Genomic DNA, 16,391 nt, shown 5'->3' on the forward strand with positions numbered 1-16,391 from the left:
AAACCTGTGGGAGCGAGCCTGCTCGCGATGAGGCCATAACATTCAGCATCTCTATTGAATGTTATGCCGCCATCGCGAGCAGGCTCGCTCCCACAGTGGTTTTAGGGTGTAGCTGCAAGAATGTTCAGCCCCGTCGATCCAGCAGATTCACCACCAGCCGATCCACCCATCCCCACACCCTTTGCTTGACCCGCCGCCACAGCGGTCGGCGCTTCCATGCCTCGAGGCTGACTTCCTGGCTCAGGGCAAAGTCATTTTCGAAACTCGCCGCCACCGCCCGGGTCAGTCCGGGGTCCAGGGCTTCGAGGTTGGCTTCCAGATTGAAACGCAGATTCCAGTGATCGAAGTTGCACGAGCCGATGCTCACCCAGTCATCGATCAACACCATCTTCAGGTGCAGGAAACACGGCTGGTATTCGAAGATCTTCACCCCGGCCCTGAGCAATCGCGGGTAGTAGCGATGCCCGGCGTAGCGCACCGACGGGTGATCGGTGCGCGGCCCGGTCAGCAGCAAACGCACATCGACGCCACGAGCCGCCGCCCGACGCAGTGAACGACGGACTTTCCAGGTCGGCAGGAAATACGGCGTGGCCAGCCAGATTCGGCGCTGGCCGCTGTTCAGCGCACGAACCAGCGATTGCAGAATATCGCGGTGTTGACGGGCATCGGCATAAGCGACCCGGCCCATGCCCTCGCCCATGGCTGGCACTCGCGGCAAGCGCGGCAAACCGAAGTGCGCAGTGGGTTTCCAGGCACGCCGATGACGGTTGGCGATCCATTGGCGGTCGAACAGCAACTGCCAGTCGATGACCAAGGGACCGGTGATTTCCACCATCACTTCGTGCCATTCGCTGGTGTCTTCGCCCGGTGTCCAGAACTCATCTGTCACCCCGGTGCCGCCGACCACCGCCAGGCATTGATCCACCAGCAGCAGCTTGCGGTGGTCGCGATAGAAATTGCCCACCCAGCGTCGCCAGCTCAGGCGGTTGTAGAAACGCAACTCGACACCGGCGGCCATCAGGCGCTGACGCAAGGTCAGGGTGAATGCCAGGCTGCCATAGTCATCGAACAGGCAGCGCACCCGCACGCCGCGTTCGGCAGCCTGGACCAGCGCCTGAACCATGGCCTCGGCGCAGGCTCCCGCCTCCACCAGGTACAGTTCCAGTTCGACTTGTTCTTCGGCGCGGGCAATCGCCACCAGCATTCGCGGAAAAAACTGCGGGCCGTCGATCAGCAGTTCAAAGCGATTGCCTTCGCGCCACGGGAAAATTGCGCCGCGCATCTCAGCGCGCCGTGAAAATCAGCACCGCACCCACCGGCACCGACAGACTGATGGCCGACAAACCGGCAACCTTGCGCAAGCTTTCCAGGCCCGGGGCCAGGTCGAAGTCTTCAGCGTTGATCACCAAAGGCTCGAGAGTCACCACTTGGAAGCGTCGGTCATCGAGACGGGTCGCCAGCAGTTCGGCGTTGTATTGGTGTTGTTTGCCATGCAGGTTGACGGTCAGCGGCAAGCGCAACTCCAGTTGCGCACCGGGCGCCAGGTCGTTGATCGGCCGTAGATCGATTTGCGTGGTGATCAGTGCTTCAGGGAATGTCTGGATATCGAACAGTTCCTTGCGCATGCGTTCGTCACGCAGTGGAATGCCGCTGTTGACCGACTCCAGCTCAACCTCCACTTGCGCCAGGCCCTTGGGATCGACCTTGCCGTGCAGCACCAGAAAGCGCTGCACTTCGGAAATGTTGGCGTTTTTAGTGCTGATGAACGACAGCCGCGAGGACTCGCCGTCCAGATACCAATTGGCCTGGGCCGACACGGTGACACCGGCCAGCAACAGGAAGGCGAGGGTTTTAGAGAAGGACCGCTTGAACATAGAAACTCGGGGGCAGATAAACCTGCACGAACCTTAACTGGCCGTGGGCACATTGCAAACTCTAATGCCCCGGATCTTGAATCAAAGACATTCCCTGTGGCGAGGGGGCTTGCCCCCGTTCGGTTGCGCAGCAGCCGCAAAACCTGTGTATGTGGACTACTTGAGGAAACTCATTGCCTGATTTTGGGAGTGCTTCGCCCTCCAACGGGGGCAAGCCCCCTCGCCACAAAAGCTCCCTCGCCACAAAGAGCCTGATGGCTGTCAGGGTTGCAGGCGACAGCCTTGGCGTTCGCCAACCCAAACAGCGCTGTTGCTACGCCCCATGCCGCTGATCGTCACGCGCTTGCTGGCGGCGTCATCGACGAACCCGCTGGTGGGTAAATACTGCTTCACATAGCCCTGGCAATACTCGGCCGGATTGTTCATCACATAGCGGCACGAGCAGTATTCCTTGGCGGTGTAGGCGCTGATGATGTCCGGGAAAGCCCACAGCGCCACCCGCTCCTGCCAGCCCCAGCCGAGCAAGACGATCAGCAGCACCAGCAACAGCATGCTGAACGGCCGACGGCGAATAAAACTGCGGCGACTCATGGCTGCACCTTCATGGCAAACGCCTTGAGCGCGAGTTTGAGCAAATCGTTGTGCCGATAACTCCCATCGCGGTCATCGCCGTAGCGCACGATCACCAGGTTTTCGCTGGGAATCACATACATCGCCTGACCCCAATGGCCCAGCGCGGCGAAGGTATCGGCGGGGGCATCGGGCCAGGGTTGTGTCGCACCCTCCACCGCGCGATTGAGCCACCAGTGACCGCCGGGTACTGCTTCATCCTGGTTGGCTTGATAGCGGGCGAAAGGCTCACGACTGAAGTCGACCCACTCCTTGGGCAGCAATTGCCGCTCACGCCAACGACCGTCGCGCGCCATCAACAGGCCGACCCGCGCCAGGTCCCGGGCAGTGAGATAGGCGTAGGACGATGCGACAAACGTGCCTGTGGCATCCGCTTCCCACACCGCACTGCGAATCCCCAAGGGTTCGAACAGCGCGGTCCATGGATAATCCGGATAACGGGCCGGGCCAACGATGGCTTTCAGCGCGGCGGACAGCAGGTTGCTGTCGCCGCTGGAATAGCGGAATGCCTGACCGGGTTTGGCGTACTCGTCGTGCTCAGCAGTGAACGCGGCCATGTCGCGGTGTCCACGGGTGTAGAGCATGGCCACCACCGAGGACTTCAACGGTGCGTATTCATAATCTTCCTGCCAGTCCAGGCCCGAGGCCCAGTGCAACAGATCGGCCATGCTCATGGCCGAGTGTTTTTCCAGCGCTGGATAAAACTTCTGTACCGGGTCCTGGAGTTTGAACAGGCCTTCGCCATAGGCCACCCCGAGGACTGTGGCCATGAGGCTTTTGCTGATTGACCAGGTCAGGTGCGGCGTTTGCGCAGTGGTCGGGCCGGCGTAGCGTTCGTAGATCAGCTGACCGTCGCGGATTACCAGCAACGCATCGGTGCGAATGCCTTGGTGAGTGGCATCGTCGCGGGGTGGGAAAGCGTAGTTTTCCAGGGCCTGAAGTGCCGGGCCGCTGACTTTCGGGCCGGGCGACCATTGCTCGGCCGGCCAGTTTTCGGCCTGGGCGGTGAGGCTGAGCAGCAACATGAAAATCAGCGACAAGCCTTTGAACATGGGGGGCGCTCGGAGGGATGAACCTGCAGAGCCTAGTCGAGCTAGATGACAGTTTTGGAATTTGCGTCGTCCAAGAGATCGCCTTCGCGGGCAAGCCTCGCTCCTACAGGATTTGTGCCGGATACGATCCCTGTAGGAGCGAGGCTTGCCCGCGAAGGGTCCCTTCAGCCTTACAACAATCCCGCCAACGCCTTGGCCAACCGCTTCCCCCGCGCCCCTGCCGCCAGATCCATCACCGCCTGATCGCGCTGCCACATCGCCGCCCATTGTGGCGGACCATCGGCCAGGGCCTGATTCACTTCAGCCTTGAGCCCATCGAACTGCGCAAACAACCCGCCCAGCAACACATGCCCGGCCGGATTGTTCGGCGCCTGGCGGCTGACTTCCGCGCACCCGGCCAGCAGCGCCAGCAAGCGCAGTTGCAAGGTTTGCGGCCAGTCGCTGTCTTGGCCAACACCGAACAACCACGCAGTCATGGCGCTCAGCACATAGATGTCTTCCAGGGTTCGGAACGGTTTGACGTAAGCATCCCAGCCATCCCCCGCCAGCAATTCACACAGTGCGTTGTCGAGAAACAACCGGCCGTGGCCTATGTCCGGCATCAGTGGCATCGGCGCGAGTTTTTCCAGACGCACACCCGGTTCGCCGGGGTAAACCACCGCAAGGTTCAAGCGCGGCACTTCGCCGGGTTCTTCACTGCGAGCAGCGACCAATAGCCAGTCGGCGGCATCGCCGGCGGTGACGAAATCCTTGCGCCCGTTCAGGCGCAGATCACGCAGTCGGGTCTGCATGTCCGCCACCCGCAAACTGCGCTGTTCGGTCGCGCACAACGCGCCGAGGCTCAGCGGCGCACTCGGCCAGAGCATGCGCAACGCCGCCTGATAGCCCACCAGAAACGCCAGCCCCGGCGTCGCCATCAGCCGTGCGCCGGCCACCGCCAATTCGAACGGCGACACCGCGCCCAACTGTTGCAACAAGGTGGCAAAGCCTTCACCCAGGTCAGGGTCGGCGGGCAGGCGATCGCGGCGTTTCAACAGGGTTTGCCAGGGCATAAGAGGCTCCTTGTGGGCTGTCATATAAGCATCACCAAAGCTTCATGGCGATGACACCGGGGCTACATAGCCTGACTTTGCACAACACGGCTGCATAAAGAAAGTCGATCGGCTGCAACCCAAGACGGGTGGCCAGCCCGCACGGAGACTCACAATGACTCAGATCGCCCGCATCAGCGACACCGGCAATGAACGCCGCCTGCAAGCCGAACGCCTGGTGGGCGCCGAGGCGTTGCAGGAAGCCCAGGCCTTGCGCTTCAACGTGTTCAGCGGCGAATTCAACGCCAAGCTGAAAGGCGCGGAGCTGGGTCTGGACATGGATGACTATGATGTTCACTGCGCCCACATCGGCGTGCGTGACTTGAACACCGGGCGACTGGTGGCGACCACCCGGTTGCTCGACCACACAGCGGCCAGCAGCCTGGGCAAGTTCTACAGCGAAGAAGAATTCAGCCTGCATGGCCTTGTCCATCTCAAAGGCCCGATCCTGGAAATCGGTCGCACCTGCGTCGACCCGGCCTACCGCAACGGCGGCACTATCGCGGTGCTCTGGGGTGAACTGGCCGAAGTGCTGAACCAGGGTGGCTACAGCTATTTGATGGGGTGCGCGAGCATTCCTATGCAGGACGGCGGCATTCAGGCCCACGCGATCATGCAGCGCCTGCGCGAACGCTACCTGTGCACCGAACACCTGCGGGCCGAGCCGAAGAAGCCATTGCCGACGCTGGATATTCCGTCCAACGTCATCGCCGAAATGCCGCCGCTGCTCAAGGCCTACATGCGCCTGGGCGCGAAAATCTGCGGCGAGCCGTGCTGGGATGAAGACTTCCAGGTGGCCGACGTGTTCATCCTGCTCAAGCGCGACGAGCTCTGCCCGCGCTACGCCAAGCACTTCAAGGCGGCTGTGTAATGAGCCGCTTGCGGGTGTACGCGCGAATTGCGCGAGTGCTTTTGGTGGTGACGCTGGGCTTGAGCATGGCCAGTGTGTTCGGGTTGTTCGAGCGACTGGGGATTGCCCATTCGATGGTCCGTCGCCAGCGCTGGTCGCGGTTTTTCATGGCGCGGCTGAGCAATGCCCTGCCCTTTCGCGTGACCGTGCATGGTGAATTGCCGAAGGCGCCAATGCTCTGGGTCAGCAATCATGTGTCCTGGACCGACATTCCGTTGCTGGGCATGCTCACGCCGCTGTCGTTCCTGTCCAAGGCCGAAGTGCGCACCTGGCCGGTGGCGGGCTGGTTGGCGGCCAAGGCCGGCAGCCTGTTCATTCGCCGTGGTTCAGGCGACAGTCAGTTGATCCGCAAACAGATGACCCGTCATCTGGAGCAGGAACATCCACTGCTGATGTTCCCCGAAGGCACCACCACCGATGGCCGCTCGCTGCGTACGTTTCATGGCCGTTTGCTGTCCGCGGCGATCGATTCCGAAGTGGCGCTGCAACCGGTGGCGATTCGTTATCTGCGCGACGGCGAACTCGATACCCTGGCACCGTTCATTGGCGATGATGATTTGCTCTCGCACCTGATGCGCTTGTTCGCCAATGATCGGGGTGAGGTGGAGATTCATCTGCTCAAACCGATCGAGTGCCAGGACCGGGAACGTGCGGCGCTGGCGTTCGAAGCGCAGCAGGCGGTGCAGAGGGCGTTGTTTGGTGAAGTCGCAAAACCTGCCGAGCCACGGCGTGCCGGCGAACTGATCGCTGCCTGAATCTGCTTCTGTAAATCTGCTTCTGTAGGAGCGAGGCTTGCCCGCGAAGCTTTTGGCGCCCTCAAGGGCCTCTTCGCGGGCAAGCCTCGCTCCTACGGGGATTTGTGTGACCGATTCTGGGCGAAATCCTGAAGCTGCGGATAGAACAACCGGAAATCCTCGCTCAACGGTTCATACAACCGCCGCAATTCCTCCATCGCCCCCGCCAACTCCTCCGGCCGGGTCAACCTGCGCGAAATCCCCCGCAGCACCTGCTCAAGCACTTCGAATTCCTGATATGAACCCAGCCAATCATTGGCCACCATGTGCGGTGCAATCCGCGCCAGGCGCTCCGGCAGCTGCGGTTCGGCGGACAGCACCCGATAAACGTGCGCGGTGAATTGCTCAAGCGGTTGATCCGCGTAAAGCGTCCAGTCCCGCGCCAGGCAATGGTCGAAAAACACATCGAGAACGATCCCGGCGTAACGCCGGCGCGTGAGGGAAAACCGCGACAAGGCGATGTCCACCAGCGGATGGCGGTCGGTAAACACGTCGATGCTGCGATGCAACTGAATGGCCGCTTCGATCTCCGGATCGAACTGCCCTTGCAGCCGTCCTTTGACGAAATCGCCATACAGACTGCCGAGCATTTGACCGGGGCGCTGGCCACCGAGGTGCAGATGTGCGAGATAGTTCATGCGCGCAGCTTAGCACTGCGCCATCCATATCGTTATAACCCGATATACCGATTTACACGGTCATCAGACCAAAATCATATTGGTATATCGCGAAGTACCGATTTAAAGTTCGCCTCATCGCGATATAGCGTTTTACTCATCACGAGCCCCAAATCATGACCATCGACCTCGACGAAATAATAAAAGCGCTGGCACACCCAGTACGCCGAGACATCCTCATCTGGCTGAAAGACCCCAAGGTCCAGTTCCCGGAACAGCTCCACAACCATGAGTACGGCATTTGCGCCGGACAGATCGATCAACGCTGCGGCCTGTCGCAGTCGACCGTGTCCGCTCACTTGGCGACCTTGCAACGGGCGGGACTGATCAGCAGTCAGAAGGCCGGTCAATGGCACTTCTTCAAACGCAACGAGGACGTGATTCAGGCGTTCCTCGACGCCATCGACAAGGAGCTCCGCGCTCCGACAAGGAACTGACAATGCCCCTCTCGCTACTCATTCTGGCCTTGAGCGCCTTCGCCATCGGCACCACCGAGTTCGTCATCATGGGCTTGCTGCCCGAGGTAGCAGCCGACCTTGGTGTGTCGATCCCCGGCGCCGGCTGGCTGGTGACCGGTTACGCCCTGGGCGTGGCCATCGGTGCACCGTTCATGGCACTGGCCACCGCCAGGCTGCCGCGCAAGGCCGCATTGGTAGCGTTGATGGGCATCTTCATCATTGGCAACCTGCTCTGCGCCCTGGCCAGTGACTACAACGTTTTGATGTTTGCCCGCGTGGTCACCGCGCTGTGTCACGGCGCCTTCTTCGGCATCGGTTCGGTGGTGGCGGCCGGTCTGGTGCCGGCCAACAAACGTGCGTCGGCGGTGGCCCTGATGTTCACCGGCCTGACCCTGGCCAACGTCCTCGGCGTGCCGCTGGGCACTGCGCTCGGCCAGGAAGCCGGCTGGCGTTCGACCTTCTGGGCGGTGACCGTAATCGGTGTGATTGCACTGATTGGCCTGATCCGCTTCCTGCCGGCCAAGCGCGACGAAGAGAAACTCGACATGCGCGCCGAACTGCGCGCCCTCAAGGGCGCCGGTATCTGGCTGTCCCTGAGCATGACTGCGCTATTCGCTGCCTCGGTCTTCACTTTGTTCACCTATGTCGCCCCGCTGTTGGGCGAGGTCACCGGAGTCTCGCCACGCGGCGTGACCTGGACCTTGATGCTCATCGGTCTGGGCCTGACGGTCGGCAACATCATTGGCGGCAAGCTGGCGGACAAAAGCCTGGCTGCGACGCTGATCGGTGTGTTCATCACCATGGCGGTCGTGTCCACCGTGCTGACCTGGACCAGCATTGCCGTGATTCCAACCGAGATCACCCTGTTCCTCTGGGCCACCGCGTGCTTCGCCGCCGTACCCGCCCTGCAAGTGAACGTTGTGACCTACGGCAAGGCGGCACCGAACCTGGTATCGACCCTGAACATCGGCGCGTTCAACGTCGGCAACGCACTCGGTGCCTGGGTCGGTGGCAGCGTCATCGCCCACGGCTTCGGTCTCACCCGCGTGCCGCTCGCGGCAGCCGCACTGGCGGTACTTGCCCTGCTGGTGACCCTGATTACTTTCCGTCAGAGCGGCAATGCCGAACTGGCCCCTGTTACTAACTGATCTTTAACGAGGGTTGTATTAAATGACGACTATTTTCGATCCGATCAAACTGGGCGACCTCGAGTTGGCCAACCGCATCATCATGGCGCCGCTGACCCGCTGCCGCGCCGACGAAGGCCGTGTGCCGAACGCGCTGATGGCCGAGTACTACGTACAACGTGCCTCTGCCGGCCTGATCCTCAGCGAAGCCACGTCGGTCACGCCAATCGGCGTGGGCTACCCGGACACTCCCGGTATCTGGTCCAACGACCAGGTGCGCGGCTGGAGCAACGTGACCAAAGCAATCCACGGCGCGGGCGGCAAAATTTTCCTGCAACTGTGGCACGTGGGTCGGATTTCCCACCCCTTGTACCTGAACGGCGAAGCACCGGTCGCGCCGAGTGCCATCCAGCCTAAGGGTCATGTCAGCCTGGTGCGTCCATTGGCCGACTTCCCGACCCCGCGCGCCCTGGAAACCGCCGAAATCGCCGACATCATCGACGCTTACCGCGTGGGTGCCGAGAACGCCAAGGCTGCCGGTTTCGACGGTGTGGAAATCCACGGCGCCAACGGTTACCTGCTCGACCAGTTCCTGCAAAGCAGCACCAACCAGCGTACCGACAACTATGGCGGCTCCCTGGAAAACCGTGCGCGTCTGCTGCTGGAAGTGACCGATGCCGCCATCGAAATCTGTGGCGCGGGCCGCGTGGGTGTGCACCTGTCACCCCGTGCCGACCTCCATGACATGGGCGACGACAACCTGTCCGAGACCTTCACCTACGTCGCTCGTGAACTGGGCAAGCGTGGCATCGCCTTCATTTGCTCGCGCGAGAAAGAAGCCGGCGACAGCCTCGGCCCACAACTGAAAGAAGCCTTCGGCGGCCCGTACATCGCCAACGAACGCTTCACCAAGGACAGCGCCAACGAGTGGCTGGCCAGTGGCAAGGCCGATGCGGTGGCGTTCGGTGTACCGTTTATCGCCAACCCGGACCTGCCGGCACGTTTGAAGGCCGATGCGCCGTTGAACGAGGCACGTCCGGAACTGTTCTATGCGAAGGGTCCGGTCGGTTACATCGATTACCCGGCGTTGTAAACGTCCGCCGTTGAAATGCAAAAGCCCCGACTCGAAAGAGCCGGGGCTTTTGCGTATGGAAGATCAAAATATCGCAGTCAGCGTTTGCGCTGCCCCCAGGCGACCGCGAGACCGCTGAGGCAAATTACCGTGATACCGATCACGCCAAAGCTGTCCGGGGTATGGTCGAAGATCAAATCCCCGTATATCCCGGCAAACAGAATCTGCCCGTAACTGAAGGGTGCCAGCATCGCCGGTGCCGCATGGCGGAAGGCCTGGGTCAGCAACATGTGACCGAGCATGCCGCAAGTGCCCAGCCCGATCATGAACAGGCCATGCAGCAGCGTCGGCGTGCTCCAGAAGAACGGCAACAGCGCAGTCATAATCAGGCTGTTGAGAATGCCGGTGAGAAAGTTGCTGGTGGTCGGGCTGTCGATACCGCTGAGCAGGCGGGTGAGCAATTGATAGAAGCCAAAACACAAGGCCGAGCACAGTGGCAACAAGATCGCCGGGGTGAACAGCGCACCACCGGGCCGCACGACGATCAACACGCCGACAAATCCCCCCAACACCGCCAGCCACTGATTGCGGGTTACCCGCTCATGCAGCAACGGTACGGACAACGCGGTCACTAATAAAGGTGCAAGAAAAGTGACAGCTGTGGCTTCAGCCAAGGGGATGTAACGCAGACCGGTAGTGAAAAACAGGCTGGTGCCAATCAGGCACAGGGCGCGCAATAACTGCAAACCCGGACGCTTGGTGCGCACTACCACCGAGAAACCACTGCGTGGCACGAAAATCACCAGCATCAACAAGGTGTGCACCACGTAGCGTGCCCAAACCACCATCACGATCGGATAAAACCCGGACAGGTACTTGGACAAAGTGTCGTGACTGGCGAACAACAAAACCGCCAGGCAGATCAGCGCGATACCCTTTATCGGCTGCTCGGCGCCCTTGTAGCCCGGGTGGTTAACATTCATTCACACACTCGACACAAAATCCCTACAAAATACGTAGCTCGCTACCTATCAACCTGGCAAACGTACGTATATAAAAGCACCCCATTACAGAAAGGCGAGCGAAGCAGGGACATTCCCCGCTTCACGTCTTGACACAAACGGATCCAATTACGCATTTTGTTTCAATTGCGCAGGCTGGGACTCAAGCGCAGCATATCCAACGCTGTATCGACACAGCGCTCGGCTTCGGCGTGCAGTTGAAAACTGTCGGGAGCCAACAGCCACTGATACAGGATGCCATCGACGTACGCATGCAGACTGATGGCCGCGCGAGCAGTGTCGAGGTTTTCCGGCAACTGCCCGCGATTCACCGCATTACTCAGGGCCAGAGCGATTCGCACATTGCAATCGAGACTGGCCGTTCGGCGCTGCTGGCGCAGATCGCACATTTCATCGGTGAATTCGCACTTATGAAACAGAATCTCGTTGATGCGTCGGGTTTTCGGGTCCAGGGCAACTTGATGAAACAAATGAATCAGCAGTTTGCGCATGCAACCCAGCGGATCGAGTTCATCTTCACTTTCACTGGCCTTGGCCATTTCATCCAGCGGCTCATGCAAGGTATCGAGCATCGCCTGCACCAGATCCGCCTTGTTACTGAAATGCCAGTAGATGGCACCGCGAGTCACGCCGGCCAGGGTAGCGATATCCGCCAGCGTCGTGCGTGCCACGCCCCGCTCATAAAAGGCTTTTTCTGCCGCTTCGAGTATCTGGCTTCGGGTTTCTTGAGCTTCCTCTTTGGTACGACGGACCATGGCAGTAAAACCTCAATCAGGGGGGCTTCAGCGATGTCTGAATATCAGCTGAATAAAAGTGGGGCGAGCGCTCTTGGGCGTCTCATCAGGCCTACAATTCAAACCTTTGAACGGCTTTTGTAACCGGATGGGTACACCGCCAAGGCCTTTACAAACAACCATGAACGTAAGTATATTCCTTAGCAAGCTACTTATCCACCCGGCAGAATTTTTTTAACCTTCCACATTTCTTGTGCGCAATTTGCGCGCCTGACCCGAGGATCTTCATGCAATTCAAGCCAGCTGTTACCGCTCTGGTTACTGCCGTCGCCCTGGCATCGCTGCTCAGCGGATGTAAAAAGGAAGAGGCGGCACCTGCCGCACCAGCCCCTCAGGTCGGCGTCGTAACCCTGCAACCTCAAGCCTTCACCCTGACGTCCGAACTTCCGGGGCGCACCAGTGCGTTCCGCATCGCCGAAGTTCGCCCACAGGTCAACGGCATCATTCTCAAGCGACTGTTCAAGGAAGGCGGCGACGTTAAGGCCGGTCAGCAGCTCTATCAGATCGACCCATCGGTTTATGACGCGACCCTGAAAAGCGCCGAAGCCAACCTGCGTTCGACCAAGTCGATCTCCGACCGCTACAAGCAACTGGTCGACGAACAGGCTGTCAGCCGTCAGGAATACGACACCGCGCAGGCCAACCGCCTGCAATCGGAAGCGTCCCTGCAGAGCGCCCAGATCAACGTGCGCTACACCAAGGTTTATGCACCGATCTCTGGTCGCATTGGCCGTTCGTCGGTGACCGAAGGCGCGCTGGTCAGCAACGGCCAGTCCGACGCCATGGCAGTCATTCAGCAACTGGACCCGATCTACGTCGACGTCACCCAGTCTTCGGTGGAGCTGCTTGAACTGCGCCGCGAACTGGAAAGCGGCCGCCTGCAAAAAGCTGGCGACAACGCCGCCGCGGTCAAGCTGACCCTGGAAGATGGCAGCCAGTACACGCTGGACGGCAAGCTCGAGTTCTCCGAAGTCTCGGTTGACCAGACCACCGGCTCCGTGACCTTGCGTGCCGTGTTCCCGAACCCTGATCACACCCTGCTGCCGGGCATGTTCGTTCATGCCCAATTGCAGGCCGGCGTGAACAGCGCGGCAATTCTGGCCCCGCAACAAGGCGTGACCCGCGACCTCAAAGGCTCTCCGACCGCACTGGTCGTCGGTCCGGACAACAAGGTCGAACTGCGTCAGCTCAAGGCCAGCCGCACCGTCGGTAACCAATGGCTGATTGAAGACGGTCTGAAGGCAGGCGATCGCGTGATCACCGAAGGGCTGCAATTCGTCAGACCTGGCGTTGAAGTCAAGGCCACTGAAGCCACTAACGTTGGCGCCAAGAGCCCGGCCCCCGCACAGGCAGCTAACACAGCTGTCGGCGGCAAAGGGGAGTAAACCATGTCGAAATTTTTTATCGACCGTCCGATTTTCGCCTGGGTGATTGCCCTGGTGATTATGTTGGTCGGGGCTCTATCGATCCTCAAACTGCCGATCAACCAATACCCGAGCATTGCGCCTCCGGCGATCGCTATCTCTGTGACCTACCCTGGCGCATCCGCACAAACCGTGCAGGACACCGTGGTGCAGGTGATCGAGCAGCAGCTCAACGGTATCGACAACCTGCGTTATGTCTCCTCGGAAAGTAACTCCGACGGCAGCATGACCATTACCGCGACCTTCGAGCAAGGCACCAGTTCCGATACCGCGCAGGTTCAGGTCCAGAACAAACTGAACCTGGCCACCCCACTGCTGCCACAAGAAGTGCAGCAACAGGGTATCCGTGTCACCAAGTCCGTGAAGAACTTCCTGATGGTCATCGGTGTGGTGTCGCGCGACGGCAGCATGACCAAGGACGACCTGTCCAACTACATCGTGTCGAACATGCAGGACCCGATCTCGCGCACCGCCGGTGTCGGTGACTTCCAGGTCTTCGGTGCCCAGTACGCGATGCGGATCTGGCTCGACCCGGCCAAGTTGAACAACTACAACCTGACCCCGGTGGACGTGAAAACCGCCATCGCGGCGCAGAACGTCCAGGTATCGTCCGGTCAACTCGGCGGTTTGCCTGCCCTGCCCGGCCAGCAACTGAACGCTACGATCATCGGCAAGACCCGTCTGCAGACCGCCGAGCAGTTCAAGGCGATCTTGCTGAAGGTCAACAAGGACGGCTCGCAAGTGCGTGTCGGCGACGTTGCGGACGTCGGCCTGGGCGGCGAAAACTACTCGGTCAGCGCCCAGTTCAACGGCAGCCCGGCCTCCGGTCTGGCGGTAAAACTGGCCAACGGTGCCAACGCCCTCGACACTGCAAAAGCCTTGCGCAAAACCATCGACGACCTGAAACCGTTCTTCCCGGAAGGGATGGAAGTGGTGTTCCCGTACGACACCACCCCGGTGGTGACCGAGTCGATCAAGGGTGTGGTTGAAACCCTGGTCGAAGCGATCGTGCTGGTGTTTTTGGTGATGTTCCTGTTCCTGCAAAACTTCCGTGCCACCGTCATCACCACGATGACCGTGCCGGTGGTACTGCTGGGTACGTTCGGGATCCTCGCGGCGTTCGGCTTCAGCATCAACACCCTGACCATGTTCGGTATGGTGTTGGCCATCGGCTTGCTGGTGGACGATGCCATCGTCGTGGTGGAAAACGTCGAACGGGTCATGAGCGAAGAAGGCCTGTCACCCAAGGAGGCCACCAAGAAATCCATGGGGCAGATCCAGGGTGCCCTGGTCGGTATCGCCCTGGTCCTGTCGGCGGTACTGCTGCCGATGGCATTCTTCAGTGGCTCCACCGGTGTGATCTACAAACAGTTCTCGATCACCATCGTCTCGGCCATGGCCTTGTCGGTATTGGTGGCATTGATCTTCACCCCGGCGCTCTGCGCGACCATGCTCAAGGCGATTCCGAAAGGTGAGCACGGCACGCCGAAACGCGGCTTCTTCGGCTGGTTCAACCGCAGCTTCGACCGTGGCGTCAGAAGCTACGAGCGTGGCGTGGGCAACATGCTCACGCACAAGGCTCCGTACCTGCTGGCGTACCTGATCATCGTGGTTGGCATGATCTGGCTGTTCACCCGTATTCCAACGGCGTTCCTGCCGGAAGAAGACCAGGGCGTACTGTTCGCTCAGGTGCAGACCCCGGCCGGTTCCAGTGCCCAACGCACGCAAGTGGTCGTGGACGAAATGCGCGAATTCCTGCTGCGTCCGAGCAAGGAAGGTGGTGAAGGTGACGCAGTGGCCTCGGTGTTCACCGTGACCGGCTTCAACTTCGCCGGCCGTGGCCAGAGTTCGGGTATGGCGTTCATCATGCTCAGACCGTGGGACGAACGTAACGCCGACAACAGCGTGTTCAAACTGGCGGCCCGTGCCCAACAGCACTTCTTCACCTTCCGCGACGCCATGGTGTTTGCCTTCGCGCCGCCGGCGGTACTGGAACTGGGTAACGCCACCGGTTTCGACGTGTTCCTCCAGGACCGCGCCGGTATCGGTCACGAGAAGCTGATGGAAGCGCGTAACCAGTTCCTAGGCATGGCGGCGCAAAGCAAGGTCCTGTCGCAAGTCCGTCCTAACGGCCTGAACGACGAGCCGCAATACCAGCTGGAAATCGACGATGAGAAGGCCAGCGCCCTGGGCGTGACCCTCACCGACATCAACAACACTCTTTCGATTGCCTTGGGCAGTAGCTATGTGAACGACTTCATCGACCGCGGTCGCGTGAAGAAGGTTTACATACAAGGCCTGCCTGGCGCTCGCATGAGCCCCGAAGACCTGAAGAAGTGGTACGTGCGCAACAGCGCCGGCACCATGGTTCCGTTCTCGGCGTTCGCCAAGGGTGAATGGATCTACGGTTCGCCGAAACTGGCCCGTTACAACGGCGTAGAAGCGATGGAAATCCTCGGTGCCCCGGCGCCAGGTTATTCCACCGGTGAAGCCATGGCCGAAGTCGAAGCCCTGGCCAAGAAACTGCCGGCCGGTGTCGGTATTTCCTGGACTGGCCTGTCGTACGAAGAGCGTCTGTCCGGCTCGCAAGCGCCAGCGTTGTACGCCTTGTCGCTGCTGATGGTGTTCCTGTGTCTGGCGGCATTGTATGAAAGCTGGTCGATCCCGATCGCGGTCATGCTGGTGGTACCGCTGGGGATCATTGGTGCGCTGATGGCGACCAGCCTGCGCGGCCTGTCCAACGACGTGTACTTCCAGGTGGGGCTGTTGACCACGATTGGTCTGGCGGCGAAAAACGCCATTCTGATCGTCGAGTTCGCCAAGGAACTGCATGAGCAAGGACGTAGCCTGCGCGATGCCGCGATCGAAGCCTGCCGGATGCGTCTGCGACCGATCATCATGACCTCGCTCGCGTTCGTGCTCGGTGTGGTTCCACTGGCCATTTCCACGGGCGCAGGTTCGGGTAGCCAGCATGCGATCGGTACCGGGGTGATTGGCGGTATGATCACAGCCACTGTGCTGGCGATCTTCTGGGTCCCATTGTTCTTCGTCACCGTGTCGTCCATGGGTCAGCGCAAAATCGCCGACCAAGATGATGACGCTATTGAACCTTCTAAAGAGGCTGGCTAATGAGCAAGTCGCTACTCTCCATCGCAGTCGCCGCCTTCGTGCTGAGCGGCTGCTCGCTGATACCCGATTATCAGCAGCCTGAAGCACCGGTGGCGGGTCAATACCCGCAAGGCCCGGCGTATTCGCCGGCCCAGGCGCCCAACCAGGCCGCCGCTGAACAAGGCTGGAAGCAGTTTTTCCACGACCCGGCACTGCAACAACTGATTCAGACCGCGCTGGAGAACAACCGTGACCTGCGCGTCGCGGCGCTGAACATCGATGCTTATGCGGCTCAGTACCGCATTCAGCGTGCCGATCTGTTCCCGGCCGTTTCGGCCACCGGCAGCGGCAGCCGTCA

Annotated in this window: 16 protein-coding genes; 8 read left to right on the top strand and 8 right to left on the bottom strand. The window is 60.4% G+C overall.

From position 1 onward, the window contains the following. Positions 1 to 124 precede the first annotated feature (124 nt). The 5 genes from PMI30_RS12235 to PMI30_RS12215 form a co-directional block, all read right to left on the bottom strand. Positions 125 to 1,282, bottom strand: a complete 1,158-nt coding sequence (locus tag PMI30_RS12235; RefSeq protein WP_008010850.1) for a phospholipase D-like domain-containing protein — start codon at positions 1,280 to 1,282, stop codon at positions 125 to 127. 1 nt (position 1,283) lies between these two features. Beyond that, complete coding sequence (locus PMI30_RS12230; protein ID WP_008010852.1) at positions 1,284 to 1,874, bottom strand: YceI family protein; 591 nt, start codon at positions 1,872 to 1,874, stop codon at positions 1,284 to 1,286. Between the two features lie 261 nt (positions 1,875 to 2,135). Next, positions 2,136 to 2,465 (bottom strand): hypothetical protein, encoded by a 330-nt coding sequence (locus tag PMI30_RS12225; protein WP_008010854.1) that lies wholly within the window; start codon positions 2,463 to 2,465, stop codon positions 2,136 to 2,138. Continuing rightward, a complete protein-coding gene (locus tag PMI30_RS12220) occupies positions 2,462 to 3,556 on the bottom strand; it encodes a serine hydrolase domain-containing protein (RefSeq protein WP_008010855.1) in 1,095 nt (364 codons plus the stop codon). The genes PMI30_RS12225 and PMI30_RS12220 overlap by 4 nt, the downstream gene beginning before the upstream one ends. A gap of 170 nt (positions 3,557 to 3,726) precedes the next feature. Next, positions 3,727 to 4,608, bottom strand: a complete 882-nt coding sequence (locus tag PMI30_RS12215) for an acyl-CoA dehydrogenase family protein (protein ID WP_008010856.1) — start codon at positions 4,606 to 4,608, stop codon at positions 3,727 to 3,729. 154 nt (positions 4,609 to 4,762) lie between these two features. Between PMI30_RS12215 and olsB the strand changes: the two genes are divergently transcribed. Beyond that, positions 4,763 to 5,518 carry an L-ornithine N(alpha)-acyltransferase gene (gene olsB / locus PMI30_RS12210; RefSeq protein WP_007903792.1) on the top strand — a complete coding sequence of 252 codons (756 nt, stop codon included), beginning with the start codon at positions 4,763 to 4,765 and terminating at the stop codon, positions 5,516 to 5,518. Next, positions 5,518 to 6,312 (top strand): lysophospholipid acyltransferase family protein, encoded by a 795-nt coding sequence (locus tag PMI30_RS12205; protein WP_008010857.1) that lies wholly within the window; start codon positions 5,518 to 5,520, stop codon positions 6,310 to 6,312. The genes olsB and PMI30_RS12205 overlap by 1 nt, the downstream gene beginning before the upstream one ends. Positions 6,313 to 6,404: 92 nt before the next feature. Here the strand turns inward: PMI30_RS12205 and PMI30_RS12200 are convergent, their stop codons facing one another. Next, positions 6,405 to 6,989 (bottom strand): acyl carrier protein phosphodiesterase, encoded by a 585-nt coding sequence (locus PMI30_RS12200; protein ID WP_008010858.1) that lies wholly within the window; start codon positions 6,987 to 6,989, stop codon positions 6,405 to 6,407. Positions 6,990 to 7,144: 155 nt separating this feature from the next. Here PMI30_RS12200 and PMI30_RS12195 point away from each other — a divergent pair, with 155 nt between their 5' ends. Genes PMI30_RS12195 through PMI30_RS12185 form a run of 3 tightly spaced genes read left to right on the top strand, consistent with a single transcriptional unit; the run spans position 7,145 to position 9,706 of the window. Continuing rightward, the gene (locus PMI30_RS12195; RefSeq protein ID WP_007903797.1) at positions 7,145 to 7,465 is read left to right on the top strand and encodes an ArsR/SmtB family transcription factor; all 321 of its coding nucleotides are present in this window, start codon (positions 7,145 to 7,147) and stop codon (positions 7,463 to 7,465) included. A gap of 2 nt (positions 7,466 to 7,467) precedes the next feature. Then, complete coding sequence (locus tag PMI30_RS12190) at positions 7,468 to 8,634, top strand: MFS transporter (protein ID WP_008010859.1); 1,167 nt, start codon at positions 7,468 to 7,470, stop codon at positions 8,632 to 8,634. A 22-nt stretch (positions 8,635 to 8,656) separates the two neighbouring features. Further along, complete coding sequence (locus PMI30_RS12185; RefSeq protein WP_008010860.1) at positions 8,657 to 9,706, top strand: alkene reductase; 1,050 nt, start codon at positions 8,657 to 8,659, stop codon at positions 9,704 to 9,706. Positions 9,707 to 9,783: 77 nt separating this feature from the next. Here the strand turns inward: PMI30_RS12185 and PMI30_RS12180 are convergent, their stop codons facing one another. Continuing rightward, the gene (locus tag PMI30_RS12180) at positions 9,784 to 10,668 is read right to left on the bottom strand and encodes a DMT family transporter (protein WP_008010862.1); all 885 of its coding nucleotides are present in this window, start codon (positions 10,666 to 10,668) and stop codon (positions 9,784 to 9,786) included. Between the two features lie 161 nt (positions 10,669 to 10,829). Continuing rightward, positions 10,830 to 11,462: an efflux system transcriptional repressor EmhR gene (emhR, locus tag PMI30_RS12175; RefSeq protein ID WP_008010864.1), complete on the bottom strand. Its 633-nt coding sequence runs from the start codon at positions 11,460 to 11,462 to the stop codon at positions 10,830 to 10,832. A 266-nt stretch (positions 11,463 to 11,728) separates the two neighbouring features. Between emhR and emhA the strand changes: the two genes are divergently transcribed. From emhA to PMI30_RS12160, 3 genes are all read left to right on the top strand, one after another. Further along, positions 11,729 to 12,886, top strand: coding sequence for an efflux RND transporter periplasmic adaptor subunit EmhA (gene emhA, locus PMI30_RS12170; protein WP_008010865.1), 1,158 nt, complete (start codon positions 11,729 to 11,731; stop codon positions 12,884 to 12,886). Positions 12,887 to 12,889: 3 nt separating this feature from the next. Further along, positions 12,890 to 16,054, top strand: a complete 3,165-nt coding sequence (gene emhB / locus PMI30_RS12165; RefSeq protein ID WP_008010867.1) for an efflux RND transporter permease subunit EmhB — start codon at positions 12,890 to 12,892, stop codon at positions 16,052 to 16,054. Continuing rightward, a partial coding sequence (locus PMI30_RS12160) for a TolC family protein (protein WP_008010869.1) occupies positions 16,054 to 16,391 on the top strand: 338 nt, incomplete at its 3' end. The genes emhB and PMI30_RS12160, both read left to right, overlap by 1 nt.

Origin of the sequence: Pseudomonas sp. GM50 (assembly GCF_000282375.1) — a bacterium.
Classification (GTDB): Bacteria; Pseudomonadota; Gammaproteobacteria; order Pseudomonadales; family Pseudomonadaceae; genus Aquipseudomonas.